This window comes from Streptomyces sp. NPDC051740 (genome assembly GCF_044453165.1).
Lineage (GTDB): Bacteria > Actinomycetota > Actinomycetes > Streptomycetales > Streptomycetaceae > Streptomyces > Streptomyces atrovirens.
The window spans coordinates 140,414-165,365 of the sequence record NZ_JBITCL010000017.1 but is presented as its reverse complement, the minus strand read 5'-3'; the positions used below and the strand labels follow the sequence as shown (position 1 = coordinate 165,365).

Genomic DNA, 24,952 nt, shown 5'->3' with positions numbered 1-24,952 from the left:
CCCCACCGGACCGAACGCGGCGCCGCAGGCACAAGACCCGCGCCCCCACCGGACCGAACGCGGCGCCGCAGGCACAAGACCCGCGCCCCCACCGGACCGAACGCGGCGCCGCAGGCACAAGACCCGCGCCCCCACCGGACCGAACGCGGCGCCGCAGGCACAAGACCCGCGCCCCCACCGGACCGAACGCGGCGCCGCAGGCACAAGACCCGCGCCCCCACCGGGCCGAACGCGGCGCCGCAGGCACAAGACCCGCGCCCCCACCGGGCCGAACGCGGCGCCGCAGGCACAAGACCCGCGCCCCCACCGGGGGCGAACAGCGGCGCCGCAGGCGTCAGGCGTGTCAGTCCTTGATCTCGCAGATCGCCGCACCGGAGGTGATGGAGGCACCGACCTCCGCGCTCAGGCCCTTGATCGTGCCGGACCGGTGGGCGTTGATGGGCTGCTCCATCTTCATGGCCTCCAGGACGACGACCAGGTCGCCCTCCTTGACCTCCTGCCCCTCCTCCACGGCGAGCTTGACGATCGTGCCCTGCATCGGGGAGGCGAGGGTGTCGCCCGAGGCCACCGGGCCCGACTTCTTCGCCGCCCGCCGCTTCGGCTTCGCGCCGGCCGCCAGCCCGGTGCGGGCCAGGGACATGCCCAGCGAGGCCGGGAGCGAGACCTCCAGACGCTTGCCGCCGACCTCGACGACGACCGTCTCGCGGTCCACCTCTTCCTCCGCCCCCGCGTCGACCGCGGCGGCGAACGGCTTGATCTCGTTGACGAACTCCGTCTCGATCCACCGCGTGTGCACCGTGAACGGTTCGGCCGAACCGGTGAGCTCGGGCGCGAACGCCGGGTCCTTCACCACCGCGCGGTGGAACGGGATGGCCGTGGCCATGCCCTCGACCTGGAACTCCGCCAGCGCACGGGAGGCCCGCTCCAGCGCCTCCTTGCGGGTGCGCCCGGTGACGATCAGCTTCGCCAGCAGGGAGTCCCACGCCGGGCCGATGACCGACCCGGACTCCACGCCCGCGTCCAGCCGCACACCCGGCCCCGACGGCGCGTCGAAACGGGTGACGGTACCGGGCGCCGGCAGGAAGTTCCGTCCCGGGTCCTCGCCGTTGATCCGGAACTCGAACGAGTGACCCCGCAGCACCGGATCGCCGTACCCCAGCTCCTCACCGTCCGCGATGCGGAACATCTCCCGCACCAGGTCGATGCCGGCGACCTCCTCGGTCACCGGGTGCTCCACCTGCAGGCGCGTGTTGACCTCCAGGAAGGAGATCGTGCCGTCCAGGCCGACGAGGAACTCCACCGTGCCCGCGCCGACGTAGCCGGCCTCCTTCAGGATCGCCTTGGAGGAGGAGTACAGCTCCTCCATCTGGGCGTCCGACAGGAACGGCGCCGGCGCCTCCTCGACCAGCTTCTGGTGCCGCCGCTGCAGCGAGCAGTCACGGGTGGAGACCACGACCACGTTGCCGTGCCGGTCGGCCAGGCACTGCGTCTCCACGTGGCGGGGCTTGTCCAGGTAGCGCTCGACGAAGCACTCGCCGCGGCCGAAGGCGGCGACCGCCTCGCGCACCGCGGAGTCGTACAGCTCCGGCACCTCCTCCAGCGTCCGCGCCACCTTCAGACCGCGCCCGCCACCACCGAAGGCGGCCTTGATGGCGATCGGCAGCCCGTGCTCCTCCGCGAAGGCCACGACCTCCTCCGCGCCGCTCACCGGATCGGGCGTGCCCGCCACCAGCGGGGCGCCCGCGCGCTGCGCGATGTGCCGGGCGGCGACCTTGTCGCCGAGGTCACGGATGGCCTGCGGCGGCGGCCCGATCCAGATCAGGTCCGCGTCCAGCACGGCCTGGGCGAACTCCGCGTTCTCGGAGAGGAAGCCGTAGCCCGGATGGATGGCGTCCGCGCCCGACTCCTTCGCGGCCCTCAGCACCTTGTCGATGTCGAGGTAACTGGTGGCCGGAGTGTCACCGCCCAGGGCGAACGCCTCATCCGCGGCGCGGACATGCAGAGCGTCCCGGTCCGGGTCGGCATAGACGGCAACGCTCGCGATTCCGGCATCCCGGCAGGCCCGGGCAACGCGGACAGCGATTTCGCCACGGTTGGCGATGAGCACCTTGCGCACGATTGAGGCTCCCTCCTTGAAACAAGCCGAGTTTAGGGACTGCCGACACGGCACTTCGACCCGTCCCCACTGGTGAGCTTGCCCACACGGAGCGTGATACGAGGCTCGCTCGACCCGCGAAAGCCCTTGTCGCACCTCGGTGCGCAGGACTCCTCCCGGAAACCCTAGCCGTCCTGTGTGGTCAAGGTCTCTGTGAGAGCGTGCTGCGGCCCACTCCGTTTCTTTGTGGAGTCCCTACGAATGGCCCAATGATTCTTTGCCTTCCACAGAACCCTTGTACCGAGGTTTACTCGTTAGTAGCCTGCGCGTCGGCCCGAACATACTCGGGGTAACCGCAAGCGTGCTCGAAAGTGGGTGGGGGCCGGTGGTGCGCAGACCGGTGGCATGGGTCGTGGCGCTCGTACTGTTCGCGGAGGCGCTCGGCACAGCGGCGCTGAACTGGTTCCTGGGCGTCGTCGTCGACCGGCAGGACATGTCGCTGGCCGGTCTCGACCCGGACATGATGTCGACGTCCTCGAAGATCGGCGGAATCGTCTTCGGGTTCTACTTCGCGCTGTGCGGCCTGGTGGCCCTGCTGGTCGCCCTGCGCGACCGGGCGCCCGCCGGGCTCGGCCGGGTACTGCTGATCAGCGCGGCGGTGGTGCACGCGCTGCTGGGCGCGGTCACATGGGGGCTGGTCGGCCCGCCCGCGTTCCTCTACATGGTGCTCGTGCTCGCGCTCATCGTGCTGCTGCTGATGACGTACGACGGCCGTCCGGAGCAGCCGGCCGGGTCCGGCGCCGCTCCCGGGAGCGGCGCCGGCGGTGACGGCTCGCCGGTCACGCCTCCCGCGGCGCCCACAGCTCCGTGATGCCGACGCCCAGGTCGGAGAGGAGGCGCCGGACCAGGGGCAGGCTGATGCCGATGACGTTGCCGTGGTCGCCGTCGATGCCGTCGATGAACGGGGCCGAGCGGCCGTCCAGGGTGAACGCCCCGGCGACGTGGAGCGGTTCGCCGGAGGCCACGTAGGCGGCGATCTCCTCGTCGGTGGGATCGCCGAAGCGGACCACGGTGGAGGCGGTGGCGGAGACGTAACGGCCGCTGACGGTGTCGTACACGCAGTGGCCGGTCTGCAGCGTCCCCGCGCGTCCCCGCATGTCCTTCCAGCGCGCGGTGGCCTCCTCGGCGTCCGCGGGCTTGCCGAGGGCCTGACCGTCCAGTTCCAGGACCGAGTCGCACCCGATCACCAGCGCGCCCTTGACGTCGGGCTTCGCGGCGACGACGGACGCCTTGGCCTCGGCCAGGGCGAGCGCCAGCTCGGCGGGGGTGGGGGCGGTGACGGCGTCCTCGTCGACCCCGCTGACGATCACCTCGGGATCCAGCCCGGCCTGACGGAGCAGCCCGAGCCGGGCGGGGGACTGGGAAGCGAGCACGAGTCGCCTGCGGTGCTGAGCAGTCATGCCCTCAGGTTAGTCATCCGGGCCGGGCCGCATCACCGCACGCCGATCACGAGCATCGCCAGCACCATGGCCATGGCCAGGAGAACGCTCAGCCTCCGCAGCATGCTCTGCATGTCGCGCAGTTCTTCGGGGGGTTCGTTCTCCGGGTCGGACCACAGCATGCCACCAGCGTGCGGCCCGGCAGGGCGGGGCGCCTGAGTAGGCGTACTCAAATCGGCGCCCCTCGTCGTTCCACCGTGCGCCCGCGCGGCGGAGCCGCACAGGGGCACGGCCTCGCGCCCCTGAGGTCGGCTGCGGCTCAGCTCGGCCAATACGTGCGCGTCCACGATGCCGGGCCCGGGCGCGGAACGCCGTGGGCCGCGATCCGGGACGGGTCGGACCAGGAGTCGCGGGGGGTGGGCGCGCCGGGCGGTACGGCTGACGCCGCCGCGGCGCGCGCCCGGACCACCGCCAGTGCGGCGGCCAGCTCCTCCGGGGTGGGGTTGCCCCGTACGACCTTGATCACGTCGGCTCCTTAGAGGGGGATGTTGCCGTGCTTCTTCGGGGGCAGGGATTCCCGCTTCGTACGCAGCTGACGCAGGCCCCGGACGATGTGGCGGCGGGTGTCGGACGGCATGACCACCGCGTCGACGTAGCCGCGCTCGGCCGCGACGTAGGGGTTGAGGAGGGCGTCCTCGTACTCCCGCATCAGCCTCGCGCGGGTCTCCTCCGGGTCCTCCGACTCGGCGATGGTGCGGCGGTGCAGGATGTTGACCGCTCCCTGTGCGCCCATCACGGCGATCTGCGCGGTGGGCCAGGCGAGGTTGAGGTCGGCGCCGAGGTGCTTGGAGCCCATGACGTCGTAGGCGCCGCCGAACGCCTTGCGGGTGATCACCGTGATCAGGGGGACGGTGGCCTCGGCGTAGGCGAAGATCAGTTTGGCGCCGCGGCGGATGATGCCGTCGTGCTCCTGGTCCACGCCGGGCAGGAAGCCGGGGACGTCGACGAAGGTGAGCACCGGGATGTTGAAGGCGTCGCAGGTGCGCACGAAGCGGGCCGCCTTCTCGGAGGCGGTGATGTCCAGGCAGCCGGCGAACTGCATCGGCTGGTTGGCGACGATGCCGACGGGGTGGCCCTCCACGCGGCCGTAGCCGGTGAGGATGTTCGGCGCGAACAGCGGCTGCGTCTCGAAGAACTCGGCGTCGTCGAGGACGTGCTCGATGACGGTGTGCATGTCGTAGGGCTGGTTCGCCGAGTCCGGGACGAGCGTGTCCAGCTCGCGGTCCTCGTCGGTGACCGTCAGGTCCGCCTCCTCCGGGAACGCCGGGGGCTCGGAGAGGTTGTTCGACGGCAGGTACGACAGCAGCTGCTTGACGTACTCGATCGCGTCCTTCTCGTCACCGGCCATGTGGTGCGCGACGCCGGACGCGGTGTTGTGGGTGCGGGCGCCGCCGAGTTCCTCGAAGCCGACGTCCTCGCCGGTGACCGTCTTGATGACGTCCGGGCCGGTGATGAACATGTGGGACGTCTGGTCGACCATGACCGTGAAGTCGGTGATCGCGGGGGAGTACACCGCGCCGCCCGCGCACGGGCCGACGACCAGGCTGATCTGCGGGATCACGCCGGAGGCGTGGGTGTTGCGGCGGAAGATCTCGCCGTACGCGCCGAGGGAGGCCACGCCCTCCTGGATGCGGGCGCCGCCGGAGTCGTTGATGCCGATGACCGGGCAGCCGGTCTTCAGCGCGAAGTCCATGACCTTGCAGATCTTCTGCCCGTACGTCTCGCCGAGGGCGCCGCCGAAGATGGTGAAGTCCTGGGAGAAGACGGCGACCGGGCGGCCGTCGACGGTGCCGTAGCCGGTGACGACGCCGTCGCCGTAGGGGCGGTTGGCGTCGAGGCCGAAGTTGGTGGAGCGGTGCCGGGCGAACTCGTCCAGCTCGACGAAGGACCCCTCGTCGAGCAGGAGGTCGATCCGCTCACGAGCCGTCAGCTTGCCCTTGGCGTGCTGCTTTTCGACGGCGCGTGCGGAGCCGGCGTGCGTCGCCTCTTCGATACGACGCCTCAGGTCCGCGAGCTTGCCCGCGGTCGTGTGAATGTCAGGCTGCTGCTCTTCCGGCTCGGACATCGGGATGCGGCTCCCTGCCTGCTCAAAAGGGGGGACGGTTACTCATCCGTAGCGTAGTGGGGGGCCTTCCGATCGGCAGTGCGGTGTTTCCCACACCGCTTTCCCCTTCACAGACGAGGGTAAGGAGATCCTCGAAGAGCCGACCGTGAGCCTCGGCCCTCGGAGCCGGGATCCGTCCCCTGTGCGGGGCGGAGGGTGCCGAACCTAGTGTGGGTCGCATGACACCCCATGCTGAAGGTACGTCCGACGGGCACAGTGAGCCGGGTCCGGGACGCTGGTCCGACCTCGGCCGCCCGCCGTTGAACGCTGTCGGTCTGCGGCGAGGGCTGGTGCGCGCGGGCGGACTGTGGACGCAGGTGGACGTGGTGCAGCGCACCGGGTCCACCAACTCCGACCTCGTGGCCCGTGCCGACGCGGGCGGGCTGGAGGAAGGTGCCGTCCTGGTCGCCGAGGAGCAGACCGCCGCGCGGGGGCGTCTCGACCGGCGGTGGACCGCGCCGGCCCGGTCGGGTTTGTTCTTCTCCGTGCTGTTGCGGCCCGCCGAGGTGCCGGTGGCGCGGTGGGGGTGGCTGCCGCTGCTCACGGGTGTGGCGGTGGCGACCGGGCTGTCGCGGGCCGCGGGCGTCGACACGGCGTTGAAGTGGCCCAACGATCTGCTGGTCACGGTGGGGGGAGAGGAGCGCAAAGCCGGGGGGATCCTGGCGGAGCGGGCCGGTGACGACGGGGTGGTGATCGGCGTCGGGATCAATGTGAGCCTTCGGGACGACGAGCTGCCGGTGCCGACCGCGGGGTCGCTGGCGTTGGCGGGGGCGGTGAGCACGGATCGGGATCCGTTGCTGCGGGGGGTGCTGCGGTCGCTGGAGGACTGGTACGGGCGGTGGCGGGCGGTGGGGGGCGACCCGGGGGCGAGCGGCCTGCAGGAGACGTACGCGGCGGGGTGCGCGACGCTGGGGCGGGTGGTGCGGGCGGAGCTGCCGGGGGACCGGGAACTGGTGGGGGAGGCGGTCGCGGTGGACGGCGACGGGCGGCTGGTGCTGGCCACGGGGGAGGGCGTGCAGGAGCCGGTGGGCGCGGGCGACATCATCCACGTGCGCGCGAGGTGAAGCCACGGCTTCGGCGGGGGCTGCCGCGGCCCCACGGCCTCACCCCACGGCCCAACCGAACGGAGTGAGCTGGCGCACACCTGCCGTAGAGTTGAGCCCGGTCGACACCTGGCCATGGCAGATCGGAAGGGCACGCGTGACCGTCGACGACTCGGGTTCCACGGACGCGCAGGGCGCCGGCGAGGATCCGCTTGCCCTGCGCCTCGAACATCTCATCCTGGGCGCCGAGCGCCGTTACACACCGTTTCAGGCGGCCCGCAGCGCCGGCGTCACCATGGAGCTGGCCACCCGCTTCTGGCGGGCGATGGGTTTCGCCGACGTGGGCCAGGCCAAGGCCCTCACCGAGGCGGACGTACTCGCCCTGCGCCGGCTCGCCGGTCTGGTGGAGGCGGGCCTGCTGAGCGAGGCCATGGCGGTACAGGTGGCGCGGTCCACCGGGCAGACCACCGCCCGGCTGGCCGAGTGGCAGATCGACTCCTTCCTGGAGGGGCTGACCGAGCCGCCCGAGCCGGGCATGACCCGTACCGAGGTGACGTATCCGATCGTCGAGCTGCTCCTGCCCGAGCTGGAGGAGTTCCTCGTCTACGTCTGGCGGCGGCAGCTCGCCGCGTCGGCCGGGCGGGTCGTGCAGGGCGCCGACGACGAGGAGATGGTCGACCGGCGGCTCGCCGTCGCCTTCGCGGACCTCGTGGGGTTCACGCGGCTGACCCGGCGGATGGAGGAGGAGGAGCTCGGGGAGCTCGTCGAGGCCTTCGAGACCACCGCCGCCGACCTGGTCGCCGCGCGCGGCGGGCGGCTCATCAAGACGCTGGGCGACGAGGTGCTCTACGCCGCCGACGACGCCGGTACGGCCGCGGACATCGCGATGCGGCTGATCGAGACCATGGCGAACGACGAGACCATGCCGGAGCTTCGGGTCGGCATGGCGTTCGGCACGGTGACCACCCGGATGGGTGATGTGTTCGGTACGACCGTGAACCTGGCCTCCCGGCTCACGTCCATAGCGCCGCGCGACGCCGTGCTCGTCGACAGCGCCTTCGCCGAGGAGCTGATCCGTACCGGTGACGCGCCCGCCTCCGAGGCGGCGGCGGCCGAGGCGGTGGCCGCGGCGGAGAAGGAGGGCGAGGAGCCGCCGAGCTACCGGTTCGCGCTCCAGCCGATGTGGCAGCGGCCCGTGCGTGGTCTGGGCGTGGTGGAGCCCTGGCTGCTCACGCGCCGGAACGGGGCTTCCACCGCCCCTTAACCCGGGCCGCCGCCCACACAGATCCCGATGACCGGTACGCACAGGCCGGGACGGGGGCTCGGGGCGGGATCGTCCGGCTGTGGTGGCGCCGGGTCGTGCGGGGCCGGTCCCGGAGTGTCGCGTGGGGGCTGCCGGGACGTGGGTGGGTGCGGCCGGCGGGTCGTCGGGCGCGTGGTGGCGGGTGTGGCGGGGGAGGTCGTCGTGTCCGGGACGGGTGTCCGGGCCCGGGACGATCGCTCGGGTGCTGTGAGCGGGGCCGGGTTCTTGCCGCCCAGGACCGTGGGGGAGGAGGGGCTCGCCTCGGGGACGGGGGCGAAGGCCCCGGGTGCGGTCGGGGAACCGGTGGGCGTGCCGGCGTCCGTGTGGGGGACGGGCCGGGGGCTTGCCTCCGTGCCGATGCCGGTGTGAGGGGCGGGGCGGGGGCCCGCCTCCGTGCCGATGTCCGTGCCGCCGTCCTGGGTGGTGGCCAGGCCGACCAGGGTCACGGCGCTCGCGGCCACGGCCAGGCTTCCCGCGGCCAGCAGGGCCTTGCGGGGGCGGGGCTTGCGGTGGCGGCCCCGGAGGCGGGAGGTGCCTGCCGGTGGTTCTCCGGCCGGCGTGGTCGGTGTCATCGCGGTCCCCTCCCCTGCGTGCGCGCCGCGGTGTGCGCACGCTATGCACTCCCGTGCGGGGGCGGGCCGCAGTCGGAGCGATGTCACTCGAACGGGTGGTCGGGGGGTGACAAGGGAACCGGGCGTGCGCCCTTTTCCCCGGTGGGCGTGGGCTGCGATGATCGGGACGAGCGAAAGTTAACCCGCGTTAACCGGAGGATGTCGATGAGTGAGGAACGGTTCGGGGAGTTCGTGCTGGTGCGCCGGCATGGGCGGGGGCATGTCGCGGAGCTCGTCCTCGACCGGCCGGGGGCCATGAACGCCGTGTCGACCGGGATGGCCCGCTCCCTCGCCGGTGCCTGCGCGGCACTGGGGGAGGACCGGAGCGTACGGGTGGTGGTGCTGAGCTCCTCGCACGAGCGGGCGTTCTGTGTGGGGGCCGATCTGAAGGAGCGCAATTCCTTCAGTGACGCCGATCTGGTGCGTCAGCGGCCCGTGGCGCGCGGGGCGTACACCGGGGTGCTCGAACTGCCCGTGCCGACGGTGGCGGCGGTGCACGGGTTCGCGCTCGGCGGCGGGTTCGAGCTGGCCCTGTCGTGCGACGTGATCGTCGCCGACCGTACGGCGGTCGTGGGGCTGCCCGAGGTGTCGGTCGGGGTGATTCCGGGCGGAGGCGGTACGCAGTTGCTGCCCCGGCGGGTGGGGGCGGCCAGGGCCGCCGAGCTGATCTTCACGGCGCGCCGGGTGGAGGCCGCCGAGGCCCGGGAGCTGGGGCTGGTCGACGAGCTGGTGGAGGAGGGCCGGGACCGGGAGGAGGCGCTCGCCCTGGCGTCCCGGATCGCCGGGAACTCGCCGGTGGGGCTGCGGGCGGCCAAGCGGGCGCTGCGGCTCGGGCACGGGCTGGATCTGTCCGCCGGGCTGGAGGTCGAGGACGCCGCCTGGCGGTCGGTGGCGTTCTCGGGGGACCGGGCGGAGGGGGTCGCCGCCTTCAACGAGAAGCGCAGGCCGGAGTGGCCCGGGGAGTAGGGGGCCGGTGGGCCCGTTCGCTCCTTTGATGTCCCGGTTGGTCCTGAATCTTCCTAACCTGGAGGGATGGGTGAGGAGAGCCGGCTGGCGGCCGTGGTGGCGCTGGCCCAGGACATGGCCGCCGCGCACGGTTCGCGGGACGCCTGGCGGGCCGCGGCCGGCGGGGCCTGCCGGGCGCTGGGCGGGAGTTTCGCCGCGCTGTCGGTGTGGGAGCGCGAGCTGGGGCGGCTGCGGGTTCTGGTGAACGTCGGGGAGCTGGCCGAGGGGGAGGAGGAGTTCCCGGAGGACGAGTCGTATCCGGTGTACCAGTTCGCCGAGATCACCGAGTTCCTGCACGAGCGGTGGGCGGGGGGCGGTGAGCCCGACGCGTGGGTGGAGACCGCCGAGGGGCCCTCGGCGGGGCGTGCCGGGTACTGCCACCAGCGGGTGGCCGCGCTCAGGCGGCGGGGGCGCGGGTGCTGTGTGGTCGCGCCGATCGTGCTGCACGGGCGGGCCTGGGGCGAACTGTATGTGGCCCGGCCGGCCGGTGCGCCCGTCTTCGGGCGGGACGACGCCGACTTCGCGACGGTGCTGGCCGCCGTCGTGGCCGCCGGGATCGCGCAGACCGAGCGGCTGGAGGAGGCCCGGCGGCTGGCGTACACGGACTCGCTGACCGGGCTGGCCAACCGGCGTGCCGTGGACGCGCGGCTCGACGAGGCCGTGGAGCGGCACCGGCGCGACGGGGCCGTCGTCAGCCTCGTGGTGTGCGATCTGAACGGGCTGAAGCGGGTCAACGACACGCTGGGGCATGCCGTGGGGGACCGGCTGCTGGAGCGGTTCGGGACCGTGCTGTCGCTGTGCGGGGCCATGCTGCCGGGGGCCCTGGCGGCGCGGCTCGGCGGGGACGAGTTCTGTCTGCTGGTGGTGGGGCCGTCGGCCGACGAGGTCGTCAAGGCGGCCGACGAGGTGTGCCGGCGGGCCGTGGAGCTGGGGATCGGGGACGGTGTCGCCTGCGGGGTGGCGTCCACCGCGGATCCCGTCGGGCCGGTGCGCTCCGCCCGGCGGCTGTTCCGGCTGGCCGACGCGGCGCAGTACCGGGCCAAGGCCGAGCGTGCCGCGCATCCCGTCGTGGCCGGGCGGGAGGGGCCGGACGATCCCGTCGTACGGCTCGCGGACGAGCCGTCGCGGGCGGCGGACGGGGAGCGGCGCCGGTTCCGGGGGCGGCATTCGCCGTAGCGCGCCGGTAAGGGGCAAGGGCGGTTTCCAGGGGTGACATCATTGAATTCACTGCGTACGCTCCTGAATATGGATATGCACACTGTGGTGGTGGGGACTTCTGGCGTGACCGCGTCCGACGTGCTCGCCGTGGCGCGCGGCGGTGCCCGCGTCGAACTGTCCGCGGAGGCGGTGGCCGCCCTCACCGCGGCCCGCGGGATCGTGGACGCCCTGGCCGCCAAGCCGGACCCCGTCTACGGGGTGAGCACCGGCTTCGGCGCCCTGGCGACCCGGCACATCGGCCCCGAGCTCCGTGCCCGGCTGCAGCGCAACATCGTCCGCTCGCACGCCGCGGGGATGGGGCCCCGCGTGGAGCGGGAGGTCGTACGGGCGCTGATGTTCCTGCGGCTGAAGACCGTCTGCTCCGGACGCACCGGCGTCCGGCCCGAGGTCGCGCGGACCATGGCCGACGTGCTGAACGCCGGGATCACCCCCGTCGTGCACGAGTACGGCTCCCTCGGCTGCTCCGGCGACCTCGCCCCGCTGTCCCACTGCGCCCTCGCGCTGATGGGCGAGGGGGAGGCGGAGGGCCCCGACGGCGGCGTGCGGCCGGCCGGTGAACTGCTCGCCGAGCACGGCATCCAGCCCGTCGAACTGCGCGAGAAGGAAGGGCTCGCCCTCCTCAACGGCACCGACGGCATGCTCGGCATGCTGGTCATGGCCCTCGCCGACCTGGACCTCCTGTACAAGTCCGCCGACGTCACGGCCGCCCTGAGCCTGGAGGCGCTGCTCGGCACCGACAAGGTGCTCGCCCCCGAGCTGCACGCCATCCGCCCGCACCCCGGTCAGGCCGCCAGTGCCGCCAACATGCTGGCCGTGCTCAAGGGTTCGGGACTGACGGGGCATCACCAGGACGACGCGCCCCGCGTCCAGGACGCCTACTCGGTGCGCTGCGCCCCGCAGGTCGCCGGCGCCGGACGGGACACCCTGGCGCACGCCCGGCTGGTCGCCGAGCGGGAACTCGCCTCCGCCGTCGACAATCCGGTGGTGCTGCCCGACGGACGGGTCGAGTCCAACGGCAACTTCCACGGGGCGCCGGTCGCCTATGTGCTGGACTTCCTCGCCATCGCCGTCGCCGACCTCGCCTCCATCACGGAGCGCCGTACCGACCGGCTGCTGGACAAGAACCGCAGCCACGGGCTGCCGCCCTTCCTCGCCGACGACGCCGGCGTGGACTCCGGGCTGATGATCGCCCAGTACACGCAGGCCGCCCTGGTCAGCGAGCTGAAGCGGCTCGCCGTACCGGCGTCGGCGGACTCCATCCCGTCCTCCGCGATGCAGGAGGACCACGTCTCCATGGGCTGGTCGGCGGCGCGGAAACTGCGTACGGCCGTCGACAACCTCACCCGGGTCGTCGCCGTCGAGCTGTACGCCGCCACCCGGGCCGTGGAACTGCGCGAGGGGCTGACCCCGGCCCCGGCCACGCGGGCGGTCGTCACGGCCGTACGGGAGGCGGGCGTGGGCGGGCCCGGCGCGGACCGCTATCTCGCTCCCGACCTCGCGGCGGCGGACGCGTTCGTGCGGGACGGGCGGCTGGTCGCGGCCGTGGAGACGGTCACCGGACCGCTGAACTGAACCGTCCGGGACCCGGCGGCCGTTCCGCCGGGTCCCGGTACGGACGTCACGGACCCAGGCGTTCCCGGCGCACCGAGTAGACGACGAAACCGGCGCCGAGGGCGAGACAGGTCGTGCCGCCGGCGATGTACGGGGTGCTGTCGAAGCTGCCGGTGTCCGCGAGGCGGACGTCCTCGCCCGTGTCGCCGACGGACGTCGACACGACTCTCGCCTGCTGTGTGACCTGCGGAGACGGACTCGCCGAGACCGTGTCGGCCACCGGTGTGTTCGAGGTCGCGTTCGCGGACGGGACGAACCACAGGGCGCACAGCAGGGTGCCCGCGGCGGTGGCGGTCAGCAACGGACGGAGCGCGGAAGACACGGAATATCGATCCCCTTGTGGCGCTGGCGAATTGGCCGTGTGGGCAGATGTTAGTGAAAATCGCGGGTCACAGGAAAGCCACGGGGGCCCGGGGCCGTACGCTCCGGGCATGAGCACCCCAGAGACATCACGGTTTGTACGGCTTCGCGTGGAACTCGTCCTCGAAATCGAGGACGAGGAGGCGGTGACCGGGGCCGCGCTGAGCAGGATCGCGGGCGACGGCGAGATGCCGGACGAGGAACGGGTACACGCCGAGAGCGCTGTGACGGAGGACACCGCGGAGGCCCTCGCCCAGCTCGTCGACCCGTTCGCCCTGCTCGGCGAAGTGCCGGGCGTGGAGCTGCTCCAGGCCTCCTGGAGCGGCGAGGAGATCGACTACGACCCCGACTCGCCGGAGTGGGACCTCGACGAGGACGATGACGACGAGCCCTACGACGAGGAGGACGGGGTGGACCGGGTCGGCTGAGGCGTTTTGGGGAAATAGTGACCCCGGGTGGCAACCGCCGCCGGGGTCCTGTCGTCTCAAGCGACGGAGCGCCGACCGGAGAACCCTCGCCGTCCGCCCCGGCGGACGTGGCGAGCCCCACACTCGCGGGCCGTGGGGAACGGGAGGGCACGGTCGTAGCGTTGAAGGTTGTGGACGAGGTCCCTCGGCTTCGCGGCGAGGCCTCGTGGGGTTGGGATTCGGCAACGATGGAGAAGCGTGTGATGACGGACGGTAAGCGGCGCAGGGGTCTGGCGGCCGCGTCCGCTCTGCTCGGCGGAGTGCTGGTGCTCTCGGCGTGTTCCGGCGGCGACGACGGTGCCTCGGGCGACAGCGACAAGGGCGGTTCACAGGCCCAGGTCGACGAGGCGGCGGCGAAGAAGACCTCCGAGGCGCAGATCAAGATCACGCCGAAGGACGGCTCGAACAACGCCTCCATCAACAACTCCGCCGCCGTGACCGTGGCCAAGGGCACGCTCACCGAGGTGAAGATGACCACCACCGACGGCACCGCCGTCGCCGGTGAGATATCCGCCGACAAGAAGAGCTGGAAGCCCAGCGGCCAGCTCGAGCGCGCCACCACCTACAAGCTGTCGGCCACCGCCGAGGACTCCGAGGGCCGCGCCGCCCACGAGAACGCCTCCTTCACCACGGTCGCCCCGGACAACAGCTTCATCGGCACCTTCACCCCGGACGACGGCACCACCGTCGGCGTCGGCATGCCGGTGTCGATCAACTTCGACAAGGCCATCACCAACAAGGCCGAGGTGCAGAAGGGCGTCACCGTCACCAGCAGCAGCGGCCAGGAGGTCGTCTGCCACTGGTTCAACGCCAACCGCATGGACTGCCGGCCCGACGAGTACTGGCAGGAGGAGTCCACCGTCACGCTGAAGCTGGCGCTCGACGGTGTCGAGGGCGCCGAGGGCGTCGTCGGCGTCCAGCAGAAGACGGTCACCTTCAAGATCGGCCGCAACCAGGTGACGTACGTCGACGCCGAGACCAAGCAGATGAAGGTCACGCAGGACGGCAAGACCGTCCGCACCATCCCGATCTCCGCCGGTTCGCCCGACAACAAGACGTACGAGGGCCAGATGGTGATCTCCGAGAAGTTCAAGGAGACCCGGATGAACGGCGCGACGGTCGGCTTCACCGACGACGACGGCAAGGGCGAGTACGACATCAAGGACGTGCCGCACGCCATGCGTCTGAGCACCTCCGGCACCTTCATCCACGGCAACTACTGGGGCGCCAAGTCCATCTTCGGCAGTGCCAACACCAGCCACGGCTGCGTGGGCCTGTCCGACACCAAGGGCGCGAACGACCCGAGCACGCCGGGCGCCTGGTTCTACGACAACTCGATCATCGGTGACGTGGTCGTCGTCCAGAACACCGGCGACAAGACCATCGCCCCGGACAACGGCCTCAACGGCTGGAACATGAGCTGGGAGCAGTGGAAGGCGGGCTCGGCGGTCTGACGCCGGCCGCGCACGCGGCGCCCCACCCCACCACCCGACCGATGCCGCCGTCCGCCCCTCACGGGGAGCGGGCGGCGGCATCGGTCTTCTTCTCATGGGGCTCTTATGGAGCGCTTATCGCTTCATCACCAACCTTCCCTAGCTTGCCGCCATGTTCTTCACCTACCTGAGGCGCGAACTGCGCCGCCGCAGAAAGGCGGCCCTCGTCGTCGCCTCCGGGCTCGCGCTCGGCATCGCGCTGGTCATCGTGGTCAACTCCGTGTCCTCCGGCATGAGCAAGGCGCAGGAGAAGGTCCTGGAGTCCCTGTACGGGCTCGGCACGGACATGACGGTCACCAAGGCCGCGGAGGCCCAGTCCGAGACCGCCGGCGAACGCCCCCGGTTCCAGTTCGACGCCCAGGACGACGACTCCGGCGAGGAACAGAGCAGCGACCGCGTCATGGTGCAGGGCTTCCAGACCCTGGCGAGCTCCACCGTGACCAAGGTCGGCAAGCAGGACGGCGTCGCCGACGCGGTGGGCGGACTGAGCCTCCAAGTCATGAAGGTGAGCGGCGAGTTCACCCGGGGTCAGTTCCAGCAGGACGGCCAGAGCGGCCAGGGCGGCCAGGGCGGCGGTCCCGGTGGCGGCCAGTCCTCCCCGGAGGGCCAGGTCGAGGGCGGTGGCGCCAACTTCGACGTCAACAGCTACTCCGTCTACGGCACCGACGTCACCGAGCCCGCCCTCGGCCCGCTGACCTCCTCCGAGATCACCGACGGACGCACCTTCAAGACGACCGAGACCAATGCCGAGGTCGCCGTCGCCGACTCCGCCTATGCCAAGGAGAAGGAGCTCGAGACCGGTGACACCGTCACCGTCAAGGGCACCAAGTACAAGATCATCGGCATCGCCACCGCCACCAGCGGGGACGCCGCGGCCAACCTCTACCTGCCGCTGAAGCAGGCGCAGACCCTCGCCGACGCCAAGGACAAGGTCACCACGATCTACGTCCAGGCGACCGACTCCCAGCAGATCGACAGCGTCAAGTCCGGGATCCAGAAGAACATTTCCGGTACGACCGTCACGACCTCCGCCGACCTCGCGGACACCGTCTCCGGCTCCCTGTCCACCGCCTCCTCGCTCGCCGCGGGCGTCGGCAAGTGGCTGTCGATCGTGGTGCTCGTGGCCGCGTTCCTCGTCGCCGGCCTGCTCACCTCCTCCGCCGTCTCCCGCCGGGTGCGCGAGTTCGGCACCCTCAAGGCACTGGGCTGGAAGTCCGGCCGGGTGACCCGGCAGGTGGTCGGCGAGTCCATGGTCCAGGGCCTGATCGGCGGCGCCCTCGGCATCGCGCTCGGCCTGGCGGGCGCCTACGCCGTCACCGCCGTCAGCCCCACCCTGCAGGCCCAGCTCGGCAGCGGCAGCGGCAGCGGTGGCGGCATGGGCGGTGGCGGCGGCATGGGCGGTCCCGGCCGGCAGACCGCCGCCAAGACCCTCGACGTCGCGCTCACCGCGCCGGTCAGCCTCACCACCCTCGCCCTCGCGGTCGGCCTCGCCGTGGCCGGCGGTCTCGTCGCCGGCGCCTTCGGCGGCTGGCGCGCCTCCCGGCTGCGGCCGGCCGACGCGCTCCGCCGCGTCGAGTAGCACCCGCCCGGCACCAGCCCAGGGGCCCGCCCGCAGCGGACGGGCCCCCACCCTCGTACGCGATCCAGGAGCAGACCCATGTACGAACTCAGAGGCGTCACCCGGCGCTACACGCGCGGCAAGGAGACCGTCAACGCCCTCGACGGAATCGACCTGACCATCCCCGACGGCGACCGGCTCGTCATCCAGGGCCCCACCGGCGGCGGCAAGTCCACGCTGCTGCAGATGCTCGGCGGCCTCGACCGGCCCACCTCCGGCGAGATCGTCCTCGACGGCACCGACCTGGCCAAGCTGCCCGAGGCCCGGCTCACCCGGGTCCGCAGCGAGAACATCGGCTTCGTCTTCCAGTCGTTCAACCTGATCCCCACGCTCACCGCGCAGGAGAACGTCGAGACCGCGCTCGTCCCGCTCGGCGTGAAGGCCAGGGAGCGCCGGGAGAAGGCCGCCGAGGCGCTGGCGTCGGTCGGTCTGGGCGAGCGGCTGGGCCATCTGCCCAGCGAGATGTCCGGCGGTCAGCAGCAGCGCGTGGCCATCGCGCGGGCGCTGGTGAAGGAGCCGAAGGTGCTGCTCGCCGACGAACCCACCGGAAACCTCGACGAGTCGATGCGCGACGAGATCATGGACGTGCTCATCCGCATGTGGAAGGAGCTGGGGCTGACCTTCGTCATGGTCACCCACGACTCGGCCATCGCGAAGGCGGCCCCGCGCCTGGCGACGATCCGCAAGGGGCGGATCACCGTGAAGGAGAACACGAAGGCCTGACCGGGAGGGCGTCAACCATGCGGTTGTGTAACGGAGTTCCGACGGTGGCGTTACAGTCACCCGGCGACTTCCGCTCCCTTTCCGGTGTCCCTTGAGGCGCTTGATCACCCCTCGGCATACTGCGAGATCCGGGGGGTGCGCGCATGCGTACGAGACCACCCCCGGCCGGGTGACGTCGAGTTCACCCGACGATCCCGCTAGGGGGAACCTTGCGCAGACAAGTGAAGAGGGCGTGCGCGGTCACGGTCGCCACGGCGACCGCCGTGGCGCTCGCGGCGGGCATGGCCGGCCCGGCGTCGGCGAACGGGGAGCGCACGACCGCCGCTTCCTCGACGGAGGCGTCCGCGGTGAAGGCCAAGCACCGGATCACGCTGATCACCGGTGACCGGGTCGCCGTGGACGCCAAGGGCCGCGTGGTCGGCCTGGAGCGGGCCGAGGGCCGGGAGCACATACCCGTGCAGGTCCGCCGCACCGGCGGGCACACCCTCGTGCTGCCGGCCGACGCGGCCCGGCTGGTCGCGAGCGGCAAGCTGGACCAGCGGCTGTTCGACGTCACCGAGCTGAACGAGGCCGCGACCCGCGGCTCCCAGAAGCGGGGCCTGAAGGTCATCGTCGGCTACAAGGGCGGCGCCCGGGCCGCCAAGGCCGACGTCCGTGACGCGGGCACGGTCCGCCGGACCCTGAAGTCCCTGAACGCGGACGCGGTGCAGACCCCGCACGAGGACACGCCCGAGCTGTGGGACGCCGTCACCGACGGCGACCGCACCGCCTCCGGCATCGCCCACGTCTGGCTCGACGGGGTCCGCGAGGCATCCCTCGACACGTCCGTGGCGCAGATCGGCACCCCGAAGGCCTGGGCGGCCGGCTACGACGGCAAGGGCGTCACCATCGCCGTGCTGGACACCGGTGTCGACGCCACCCACGCGGACCTCAAGGGCCAGGTGACCGCGTCCAAGAACTTCACCTCCGCGGCCACCGCCGGCGACAAGGTCGGCCACGGCACTCATGTCGCGTCCATCGCGGCCGGTACGGGCGCCAAGTCCGGCGGGAAGTTCAAGGGCGTCGCGCCCGGCGCGAAGATCCTCAACGGCAAGGTCCTCGACGACTCCGGCTTCGGCGACGACTCCGGCATCCTCGCCGGCATGGAGTGGGCGGCCGCGCAGGGCGCCGACGTCGTCAACTTGAGCCTGGGCGGCATGGACACGGCCGAGGTCGACCCGCTGGAGGCCGCGGTCAACAAGCTGTCCGCCGAGAAGGGCGTACTGTTCGCCATCGCGGCCGGCAACGAGGGCCCGCAGTCGATCGGTTCGCCCGGCAGCGCGGACGCCGCCCTCACCGTCGGCGCCGTCGACGACAAGGACGCGCTCGCCGACTTCTCCTCCACCGGCCCGCGCGTCGGCGACGGCGCCATCAAGCCGGACGTCACCGCTCCCGGCGTGGACATCACGGCCGCCTCGGCGAAGGGCAACGCCATCGCCGAGGAGGTCGGCGAGAAGCCGGCCGGGTACATGACCATCTCCGGTACGTCGATGGCGACCCCGCACGTCGCGGGCGCGGCGGCGATCCTCAAGCAGCAGCACCCCGAGTGGACCTCGGCGGAGCTGAAGGGCGCGCTCGCCGGCTCCACCAAGGGCGGCAAGTACACGCCGTTCGAGCAGGGTTCGGGCCGCGTCCAGGTCGACAAGGCCATCAAGCAGACCGTGATCGCCGACCCGGTGTCGCTGAGCTTCGGTGTGCAGCAGTGGCCGCACACCGACGACAAGCCGGTCACCAAGGCGCTCACCTACCGCAACCTCGGCACCCAGGACGTCACCCTGAAGCTGACGTCGACCGCCACGAACCCCCAGGGCAAGGCGGCCCCGGCCGGCTTCTTCACCCTGGGCGCCACGACGGTCACGGTCCCCGCGGGCGGCACGGCCTCCGTGGACGCGACCGTCGACACCAAGCTGGGCGGCACGACCGACGGCGCGTACTCGGCGTACGTGGTCGCCACCGGCGGCGGGCAGACCGTGCGCACGGCCGCCGCGGTGCAGCGCGAGGTCGAGTCGTACGACGTGACGCTGAAGTTCCTCGACCGCGGGGGCAAGCCGGCCTCCAACTACGTCGCCAACCTCGCCGGTCTCTCCGGCCTGGGCGCCGACCGGTGGTACCAGCCCTACGAGGCCGACGGCACCGTCACCGTCCGCGTGCCCAAGGGCGGTTACGTCCTGGACACCAGCATCCTGGTCGGCCCCGACCCGGAGGACTACCAGGGCGCCGACTGGATCGCCCAGCCGAAGCTGAACGTCGCCAAGAACACGACGATCACCCTGGACGCCCGCAAGGCCAAGCCGGTGAGGATCACCGTGCCGGACAAGGCGGCCAAGCCGGAGTTCGCCTCCGCCGACTACACCGTCGAGACGAACGACTCCTCCTACGGCTTCGGCTGGTGGCTGGACTCGTACGACAACTTCCGCTCCGCCCACCTCGGCCCGCAGATCACCGACGGCTCGCTGAGCCAGCAGTGGGACGCCCACTTCAGCAAGGGCGCCAAGGAGCAGTACAGCACCGTCATCGGCGCCAAGGTGAAGAACCTCGCCACCGGCTACACCCGGAACTACAAGGCCGGCGAACTCGCCACGGTGAAGGTCGGCATGGGTGCCGCGGCGAGCGGCAAGAAGGGCGTCGTCGGCCCCACGGGCTGGCTGCCCGGCAGCAGCGGAGCCTCCTCGTTCGGCGACGAGCAGAACCTGCCCGGCACCCGCACCCTGCACCTGTCCACCGTGGCCGGGGTGAAGTGGGACCTCGACTTCGAGCAGATCGGCGGGGTCGACAAGGAGGGCTGGCCCGTCTCCGAGGCCGGCTACGTCATCGGTTACGCCAAGGGCTACAAGGGCGGCAAGACGTACCAGGAGACCGTGAACACGGCCGTCTTCGGACCGCGTCTCACCTCCGAGTACGGTGTCTTCCGTGACGGCAACAGCATCTCGGGGCTCGTCCCGCTGTTCGCCGACGGCAAGGGCCACGCCGGCTCCTCGGCGTTCACCTCGGTCACCACGAGTCTCCACCGCAACGGCAAGAAGGTCGGCTCGAACGACGACCCGCTGTTCGGCGAGAAGGAGTTCAAGGTCCCGTCCGGGGACGCCTCCTACAAGCTGACCACCTCGGTCAAGCGCAGCGCCAAGGTCGCCGCCGCCTCCACGCGGATCGACGCGAGCTGGACCTTCCGCTCCAAGAAGACCGCCGACCTCAAGCAGCTGCCCGCCTCCACGGTCCGCTTCCAGGCGGCCACGGGTCTGGACAGCAAGGTGACGGCCGGCAAGAAGGTCACGGTCCCGGTCACCGTCGAGGGCGCCGCCAAGGGCAAGAACCTCAAGTCCCTGTCGGTGTACGTGTCGTACGACTACGGCAAGACCTGGAAGAAGACCACGGTCAAGAAGGGGAAGATCACCTTCAAGAACCCGGCGAAGGGGAAGGCCGTCTCCTTCCAGGCCAAGATCGCCGACAAGAAGGGCAACACGTCGACGGTCTCGATCTACAACGCGTACTACGGCAAGTAGTCCGTGAGCGGACGGCCCGCCGGAGAGTTCTCCTCCGGCGGGTCGTTCCGCGTTCTTGAGTAGAGTTTTGTCATGACCGCCACCGTGACTGCCATGATCACCGCCGTCGTCGGTGTCCTCGGGACCCTGTTCGCCCCGGTGATCGGTCAGCGCCTCACCGCGCGGCAGCGGGCGGACGAGGCCGTCGAGGCCGAGGAACGACGGCGGTACGAGGAGCGGCGCGGCGCGTACACGGCGATGAACCGCGCCTCACGTCAGTTCCACACCCTCCTCAAGGACGCCCTGCACCGCCTCCGTGACGGCGTCTACGGCGAGCACGACCGCGCTCAGCTGGAGGAGGCGCGGCTCGACTACCGCGACCGGTACGCCGAGGCCCAGATGATCGTGCCCGAGCGGATCCTGGACGCCTCGCGCGCCGTCAACGAGGTGCTCGCCCGCACCGACGCCGCGGTGAAGCGGCTCGACCGGCAGCGGGCCCGCGACGGCGAGAGCCCGGAACGCGCCCTGCTCGAACTCAAGGAGGCCGAGCACCGGCTGTCGGCGATGCGGAGGCTGATGCGGGAGGACCTGGGCGTCGAGGGCTGAGAGCCGCCGCCTGTTTCGGGGAGTCGTGGTCGTCCGGTCTCGGGGAGTCGTGGTTGTCCGGGCTCAGGGGGTTGTGGCGGTCCGGTCTCGGGGAGTCGTGGTTGTCCGGGCTCAGGGGGTCGTGGCGGTCCGTCTCGGGGAGTCGTGGTCGTCCGGGTCCGGGGAGCCGTGGTCGTCCGGGCTCAGGGAGCCGTGGCGTCCGCCCCGGCCCGCCGGGCGTCCGTGCCCCAGCTGCACAGCAGCCTCAGGGCCTCCGCCGACGGTGAACCCGGCTCCGCGAAGTACGTGACCAGCGACTGCCCGGTGTCGTCACCGGCCGGACGGAACGACTCCCACAGCAGCGTCAGCTCACCGACCAGCGGATGCCGGACGTGCTTGACGCCGTGGCTCTTCTCCTTGACGTCGTGCGCCGCCCACAGCCTGCGGAACTCCTCGCTCTTCACGGACAACTCGCCCACCAGCGAGGACAGCTGCGGGTCGTCGGGGTGGCAGCCCGCGTCCATGCGGAGGTAGGCGACCATGTCGTACGCCTTCTGCTCCCACTCCACGAACAACTCGCGGTAGTCAGGGTTCAGGAACACCAGCCGCGCCCAGTTCCGCTCCTGCGCCGGAAGCCGCCCCCAGTCCCCGAAGACCGCCGCCGCCATCCGGTTCCAGGCGAGGATCTCCGAGCGCCGGCCCACGACGTACGCCGGGACCGCGTCCATCGACTCCAGCAGATGCCGCAGCGCGGGGCGGGCCTGCTGGGTGCGGGTCGCCGGCTTCCGCTTCTGCCGCTTCGGCTTCGCCAGATGCGTGAGGTGGGACCGTTCGGCGTCGGTGAGGCGCAGGGCGCGCGCGATCGAGTCCAGCACCTCCGCCGACACGTTCTGCCCGTTGCCCTGCTCCAGGCGCGTGTAGTACGCCACGGACACCCCGGCGAGCTGGGCCAGCTCCTCGCGGCGCAGGCCCGGCACCCGGCGGTGCCGTCCGAAGTCCGGCAGGCCCACGTCCTCCGGCTTCAGCCGGGCCCGCCGGGTGCGCAGGAACTCGCTGAGTTCCGCTCGCGGGTCGAGGCCGCCGTTCGCGGGGCCGGCCGGGTGGGTGTGCTGCTCGTCCATGACTCCAGTATTCCCGGTCGTACGCACAGCATCCTGTCCCCGTCAGTGGTACGCACAGCCAACGTAGGCAGAACCGTGGCCTGGGTAAGCCAGGGACGTCGTCGCAGGCTGGAGGCCGTGCCCGGCCGGACAGAAGACAGCCGGGCGCACGACCTCACGAGGAGAACCCCCGGCATGACCACTGTTGCCGCATACGCCGTACCCGCCGCCAAGGCTCCGCTGGAGCGGACGACCGTCGAGCGGCGCGCGGTCGGCGAGCACGACGTCCTGATCGACATCAAGTTCGCGGGCATCTGCCACTCCGACATCCACCAGGCCCGTGAGGGCTGGGGCGAGGCGATCTTCCCGATGGTCCCCGGCCACGAGATCGCCGGCGTGGTGTCCGAGGTCGGCCCCGGCGTCACCCGGTACCAGGTGGGTGACCGCGTGGGCGTCGGCTGCATGGTCGACTCCTGCCGCGCGTGCGAGAACTGCGAGGCCGGCCGGGAGCAGTACTGCACCGGCAGCGGCATGGTCGGCACGTACAACGCCCTCGACAGGAACGGCGAGCCCACCTACGGCGGCTACTCGGAGAAGATCGTCGTCGACGAGAACTACGTCGTCCGCATCCCCGACGGGCTGGCCCTCGATGTCGCCGCGCCCCTGCTGTGCGCCGGCATCACCCTGTACTCCCCGCTGAAGCGCTGGGGCGCCGGTCCCGGCAAGAAGGTCGCGGTCCTCGGCATGGGCGGCCTCGGCCACATGGGCGTCAAGATCGCGCACGCGCTGGGCGCCGAGGTGACGGTGCTGTCGCAGTCCCTGCGCAAGAAGGACGACGGCCTCAAGCTGGGCGCCGACCACTACCACGCCACCAGCGACCCGAAGACCTTCGAGGAGCTGCGGGGCACCTTCGACCTGATCGTGTCGACGGTGTCGGCCCCGCTGGACTTCAACGCCTACCTGTCCCTGCTGAAGACGGAGGGCACGCTGGCGAACGTGGGCGCTCCCGAGGAGCCGGTCGCCCTCAACCTCTTCTCGCTGCTCGGGGGCGGCAAGACCCTCGCCGGCTCGATGATCGGCGGCATCGCCGAGACCCAGGAGATGCTGGACTTCTGCGCCGCGCACGGCATCGGCGCGGAGATCGAACTGATCGGCGCGGCCGAGATCAACGAGGCGTACGAGCGCGTCCTGAACAGCGACGTCCGCTACCGCTTCGTGATCGACACGGCGACGATCTGACGTTCGGCCCCGACCACGTGGCCGGTACCGGCCGGCCGCCCGGTCCGGTGCCCGGGTGAACGTCGGCGGCGCGGCGGGCGCGGAATCGGGCCAGGGCCCCCGCCTCCGGCGGGGGCCCGTGCCGGTGTGTTCAGTGCGGGAGTGTCGCCGGGCTGCCGCCGTTCGCCTCGTAGCCGGCCACCGCCAGGGCGCGGTAGACGGCGAACTCGGCGGCCGGGTCGGGGGAGAGGGTCCAGGGGAGGGCGCCCACGTGGCCGTCGATGTGTATGAGCTGGCTCATGGCCTCCGCCCAGCGCTCACCGCGGACCAGGAAGAAGACCAGCAGGTGCCGCACGTGCGCCGACATCGGGTCGTCGGGGCGGGCCGAGTGCACCGCGTGCAGCGCGCCGTGCATCGCCTTGGTGACGGTCTCGCTCTGGTAGAAACCGGCGACCAGGTTCACCTCGGGCAGGTGCTCGAACACCGCGAAGAGCGGCATGGCGGCGAGGAGGGAGCCCTGGGGCGCCCGCGCCGCCGCGGCCTCCGCGAACGCGTACGCCTGCTGCCGCGAACCGTGCCACTTCTCGCACCAGTAGTGCAGCGCGGCCAGGTGCGCCCCCATGTGGGCCGGGGCGCGGTCCAGGATCCTCAGCCAGACCTGCTCGAAGTCCTGCTGCGAGTAACCGAGTCCACGCGCCACGGACAGCTCCACGATGTACGGGACCGGGTCACCGGGAGCCAGCAGCGCGGCCTCGCCGCACGCCGCCTTCGCCTCCTCCATGATGATCCGGAACTCGTCCGTCCCGGGCGCCGCCGTACGCCACGCCTGCTGCACCAGGAACTCGGCGTGCACCGCGGCTCCCCCCGCGTCCTTGGGCATCTCGGTCCGCCACACCCGCAGCCACTGCCCGCCCGGCGCCTCGCCCACCCCGCCGGGCCGCTGCCGCAGCTCCAGCGAGGCCGCGCCCGCGAACGCCTGGACGCGCTGCCAGCGCGACTCGCCCCCCGTCTCCGTGCCGGCCAGCAGCTGCTGCGCCGCGCGGTAGTCCTGGGTGCGCTGCACCAGGTCCAGGACGTCCAGCAGGTCCTGGTCGGGGCCGGGCATGCGGATGTCCAGCTCCTCCTCGAGGGCGAAGCCGTAGTTCGCCGGGTCCGCCGCGTCCGGGTGGCCGGCGGGGACCTGCGTGATCGTCCCGCGCCCGCGCCTCACGAACGGCAGCACCACGAAGCCGAGCATGACGAGCGCGATCAGGACCCAGAGAATCTCCATGTCACAAGCGAACCAGACCACGCCGACAATTGGCCAACCCGGTACCGGGCCCTGTGGAAAACCCCGGCGTCCGCCCGCCCCGCCCGCTCCGCGTCCGTCATCCGCACCGCA

General features: G+C 71.7%; 22 protein-coding genes. 13 read left to right on the top strand and 9 right to left on the bottom strand.

The features are described from left to right. Positions 1-343: 343 nt before the first annotated feature. The gene (locus ACIA6T_RS26295) at positions 344-2,116 is read right to left on the bottom strand and encodes an acetyl/propionyl/methylcrotonyl-CoA carboxylase subunit alpha (protein ID WP_399448935.1); all 1,773 of its coding nucleotides are present in this window, start codon (positions 2,114-2,116) and stop codon (positions 344-346) included. 364 nt (positions 2,117-2,480) lie between these two features. Here ACIA6T_RS26295 and ACIA6T_RS26290 point away from each other — a divergent pair, with 364 nt between their 5' ends. Beyond that, complete coding sequence (locus tag ACIA6T_RS26290; protein ID WP_399448934.1) at positions 2,481-2,966, top strand: hypothetical protein; 486 nt, start codon at positions 2,481-2,483, stop codon at positions 2,964-2,966. Here the strand turns inward: ACIA6T_RS26290 and ACIA6T_RS26285 are convergent. The 4 genes from ACIA6T_RS26285 to ACIA6T_RS26270 all read right to left on the bottom strand — a co-directional run bounded on the left by ACIA6T_RS26285 (position 2,935) and on the right by ACIA6T_RS26270 (position 5,659). After that, the gene (locus tag ACIA6T_RS26285; RefSeq protein ID WP_399448933.1) at positions 2,935-3,555 is read right to left on the bottom strand and encodes a Maf family protein; all 621 of its coding nucleotides are present in this window, start codon (positions 3,553-3,555) and stop codon (positions 2,935-2,937) included. The two genes, ACIA6T_RS26290 and ACIA6T_RS26285, sit on opposite strands and share 32 nt — an antisense overlap. 32 nt (positions 3,556-3,587) lie before the next feature. Beyond that, positions 3,588-3,716, bottom strand: coding sequence for a morphogenic membrane protein MmpB (mmpB, locus tag ACIA6T_RS26280; protein WP_258039556.1), 129 nt, complete (start codon positions 3,714-3,716; stop codon positions 3,588-3,590). A 137-nt stretch (positions 3,717-3,853) separates the two neighbouring features. Then, positions 3,854-4,060 (bottom strand): acyl-CoA carboxylase epsilon subunit, encoded by a 207-nt coding sequence (locus tag ACIA6T_RS26275; protein WP_399448932.1) that lies wholly within the window; start codon positions 4,058-4,060, stop codon positions 3,854-3,856. A 9-nt stretch (positions 4,061-4,069) separates the two neighbouring features. After that, entirely contained in the window at positions 4,070-5,659 is a 1,590-nt protein-coding gene (locus ACIA6T_RS26270) for an acyl-CoA carboxylase subunit beta (RefSeq protein WP_399448931.1), read from the bottom strand. A 218-nt stretch (positions 5,660-5,877) separates the two neighbouring features. On the opposite strand from ACIA6T_RS26270, the gene ACIA6T_RS26265 reads away from it, so the two are divergent. Beyond that, positions 5,878-6,762 (top strand): biotin--[acetyl-CoA-carboxylase] ligase, encoded by an 885-nt coding sequence (locus tag ACIA6T_RS26265; protein WP_399448930.1) that lies wholly within the window; start codon positions 5,878-5,880, stop codon positions 6,760-6,762. 136 nt (positions 6,763-6,898) lie between these two features. Then, entirely contained in the window at positions 6,899-8,005 is a 1,107-nt protein-coding gene (locus ACIA6T_RS26260; RefSeq protein WP_399448929.1) for an adenylate/guanylate cyclase domain-containing protein, read from the top strand. Here the strand turns inward: ACIA6T_RS26260 and ACIA6T_RS26255 are convergent. Beyond that, complete coding sequence (locus ACIA6T_RS26255) at positions 8,002-8,616, bottom strand: hypothetical protein (protein ID WP_399448928.1); 615 nt, start codon at positions 8,614-8,616, stop codon at positions 8,002-8,004. The two genes, ACIA6T_RS26260 and ACIA6T_RS26255, sit on opposite strands and share 4 nt — an antisense overlap. 204 nt (positions 8,617-8,820) lie before the next feature. Between ACIA6T_RS26255 and ACIA6T_RS26250 the strand changes: the two genes are divergently transcribed. From ACIA6T_RS26250 to hutH, 3 genes are all read left to right on the top strand, one after another. Continuing rightward, positions 8,821-9,621, top strand: coding sequence for an enoyl-CoA hydratase/isomerase family protein (locus tag ACIA6T_RS26250; RefSeq protein WP_399448927.1), 801 nt, complete (start codon positions 8,821-8,823; stop codon positions 9,619-9,621). Between the two features lie 66 nt (positions 9,622-9,687). Further along, entirely contained in the window at positions 9,688-10,836 is a 1,149-nt protein-coding gene (locus ACIA6T_RS26245) for a diguanylate cyclase domain-containing protein (protein ID WP_399448926.1), read from the top strand. 75 nt (positions 10,837-10,911) lie between these two features. Continuing rightward, the gene (gene hutH / locus ACIA6T_RS26240; protein ID WP_399448942.1) at positions 10,912-12,450 is read left to right on the top strand and encodes a histidine ammonia-lyase; all 1,539 of its coding nucleotides are present in this window, start codon (positions 10,912-10,914) and stop codon (positions 12,448-12,450) included. A gap of 46 nt (positions 12,451-12,496) precedes the next feature. On the opposite strand, the gene ACIA6T_RS26235 is transcribed toward hutH, so the two are convergent. Continuing rightward, a complete protein-coding gene (locus ACIA6T_RS26235) occupies positions 12,497-12,811 on the bottom strand; it encodes an LAETG motif-containing sortase-dependent surface protein (RefSeq protein WP_399448925.1) in 315 nt (104 codons plus the stop codon). A gap of 109 nt (positions 12,812-12,920) precedes the next feature. Here ACIA6T_RS26235 and ACIA6T_RS26230 point away from each other — a divergent pair, with 109 nt between their 5' ends. The 6 genes from ACIA6T_RS26230 (at position 12,921) to ACIA6T_RS26205 (ending at position 21,274) form a co-directional block, all read left to right on the top strand. Beyond that, on the top strand, positions 12,921-13,277 hold the full coding sequence (locus ACIA6T_RS26230) for a hypothetical protein (RefSeq protein WP_399448924.1): 357 nt from the start codon (positions 12,921-12,923) through the stop codon (positions 13,275-13,277). A 242-nt stretch (positions 13,278-13,519) separates the two neighbouring features. Continuing rightward, positions 13,520-14,770 (top strand): Ig-like domain-containing protein, encoded by a 1,251-nt coding sequence (locus ACIA6T_RS26225; protein ID WP_399448923.1) that lies wholly within the window; start codon positions 13,520-13,522, stop codon positions 14,768-14,770. A 151-nt stretch (positions 14,771-14,921) separates the two neighbouring features. Then, entirely contained in the window at positions 14,922-16,388 is a 1,467-nt protein-coding gene (locus tag ACIA6T_RS26220) for an ABC transporter permease (protein WP_399448922.1), read from the top strand. A 78-nt stretch (positions 16,389-16,466) separates the two neighbouring features. Beyond that, positions 16,467-17,150 (top strand): ABC transporter ATP-binding protein, encoded by a 684-nt coding sequence (locus ACIA6T_RS26215; protein ID WP_399448921.1) that lies wholly within the window; start codon positions 16,467-16,469, stop codon positions 17,148-17,150. Between the two features lie 209 nt (positions 17,151-17,359). Further along, on the top strand, positions 17,360-20,689 hold the full coding sequence (locus ACIA6T_RS26210) for a S8 family peptidase (protein WP_399448919.1): 3,330 nt from the start codon (positions 17,360-17,362) through the stop codon (positions 20,687-20,689). 72 nt (positions 20,690-20,761) lie between these two features. Beyond that, positions 20,762-21,274, top strand: a complete 513-nt coding sequence (locus tag ACIA6T_RS26205; protein WP_399448918.1) for a hypothetical protein — start codon at positions 20,762-20,764, stop codon at positions 21,272-21,274. Positions 21,275-21,456: 182 nt separating this feature from the next. On the opposite strand, the gene ACIA6T_RS26200 is transcribed toward ACIA6T_RS26205, so the two are convergent. Continuing rightward, positions 21,457-22,374 (bottom strand): helix-turn-helix transcriptional regulator, encoded by a 918-nt coding sequence (locus ACIA6T_RS26200; RefSeq protein ID WP_399448917.1) that lies wholly within the window; start codon positions 22,372-22,374, stop codon positions 21,457-21,459. A 174-nt stretch (positions 22,375-22,548) separates the two neighbouring features. On the opposite strand from ACIA6T_RS26200, the gene ACIA6T_RS26195 reads away from it, so the two are divergent. Beyond that, the gene (locus ACIA6T_RS26195) at positions 22,549-23,592 is read left to right on the top strand and encodes an NAD(P)-dependent alcohol dehydrogenase (RefSeq protein ID WP_399448916.1); all 1,044 of its coding nucleotides are present in this window, start codon (positions 22,549-22,551) and stop codon (positions 23,590-23,592) included. A 130-nt stretch (positions 23,593-23,722) separates the two neighbouring features. On the opposite strand, the gene ACIA6T_RS26190 is transcribed toward ACIA6T_RS26195, so the two are convergent. After that, positions 23,723-24,841, bottom strand: a complete 1,119-nt coding sequence (locus ACIA6T_RS26190; protein WP_399448915.1) for a hypothetical protein — start codon at positions 24,839-24,841, stop codon at positions 23,723-23,725. Positions 24,842-24,952: the final 111 nt, after the last annotated feature.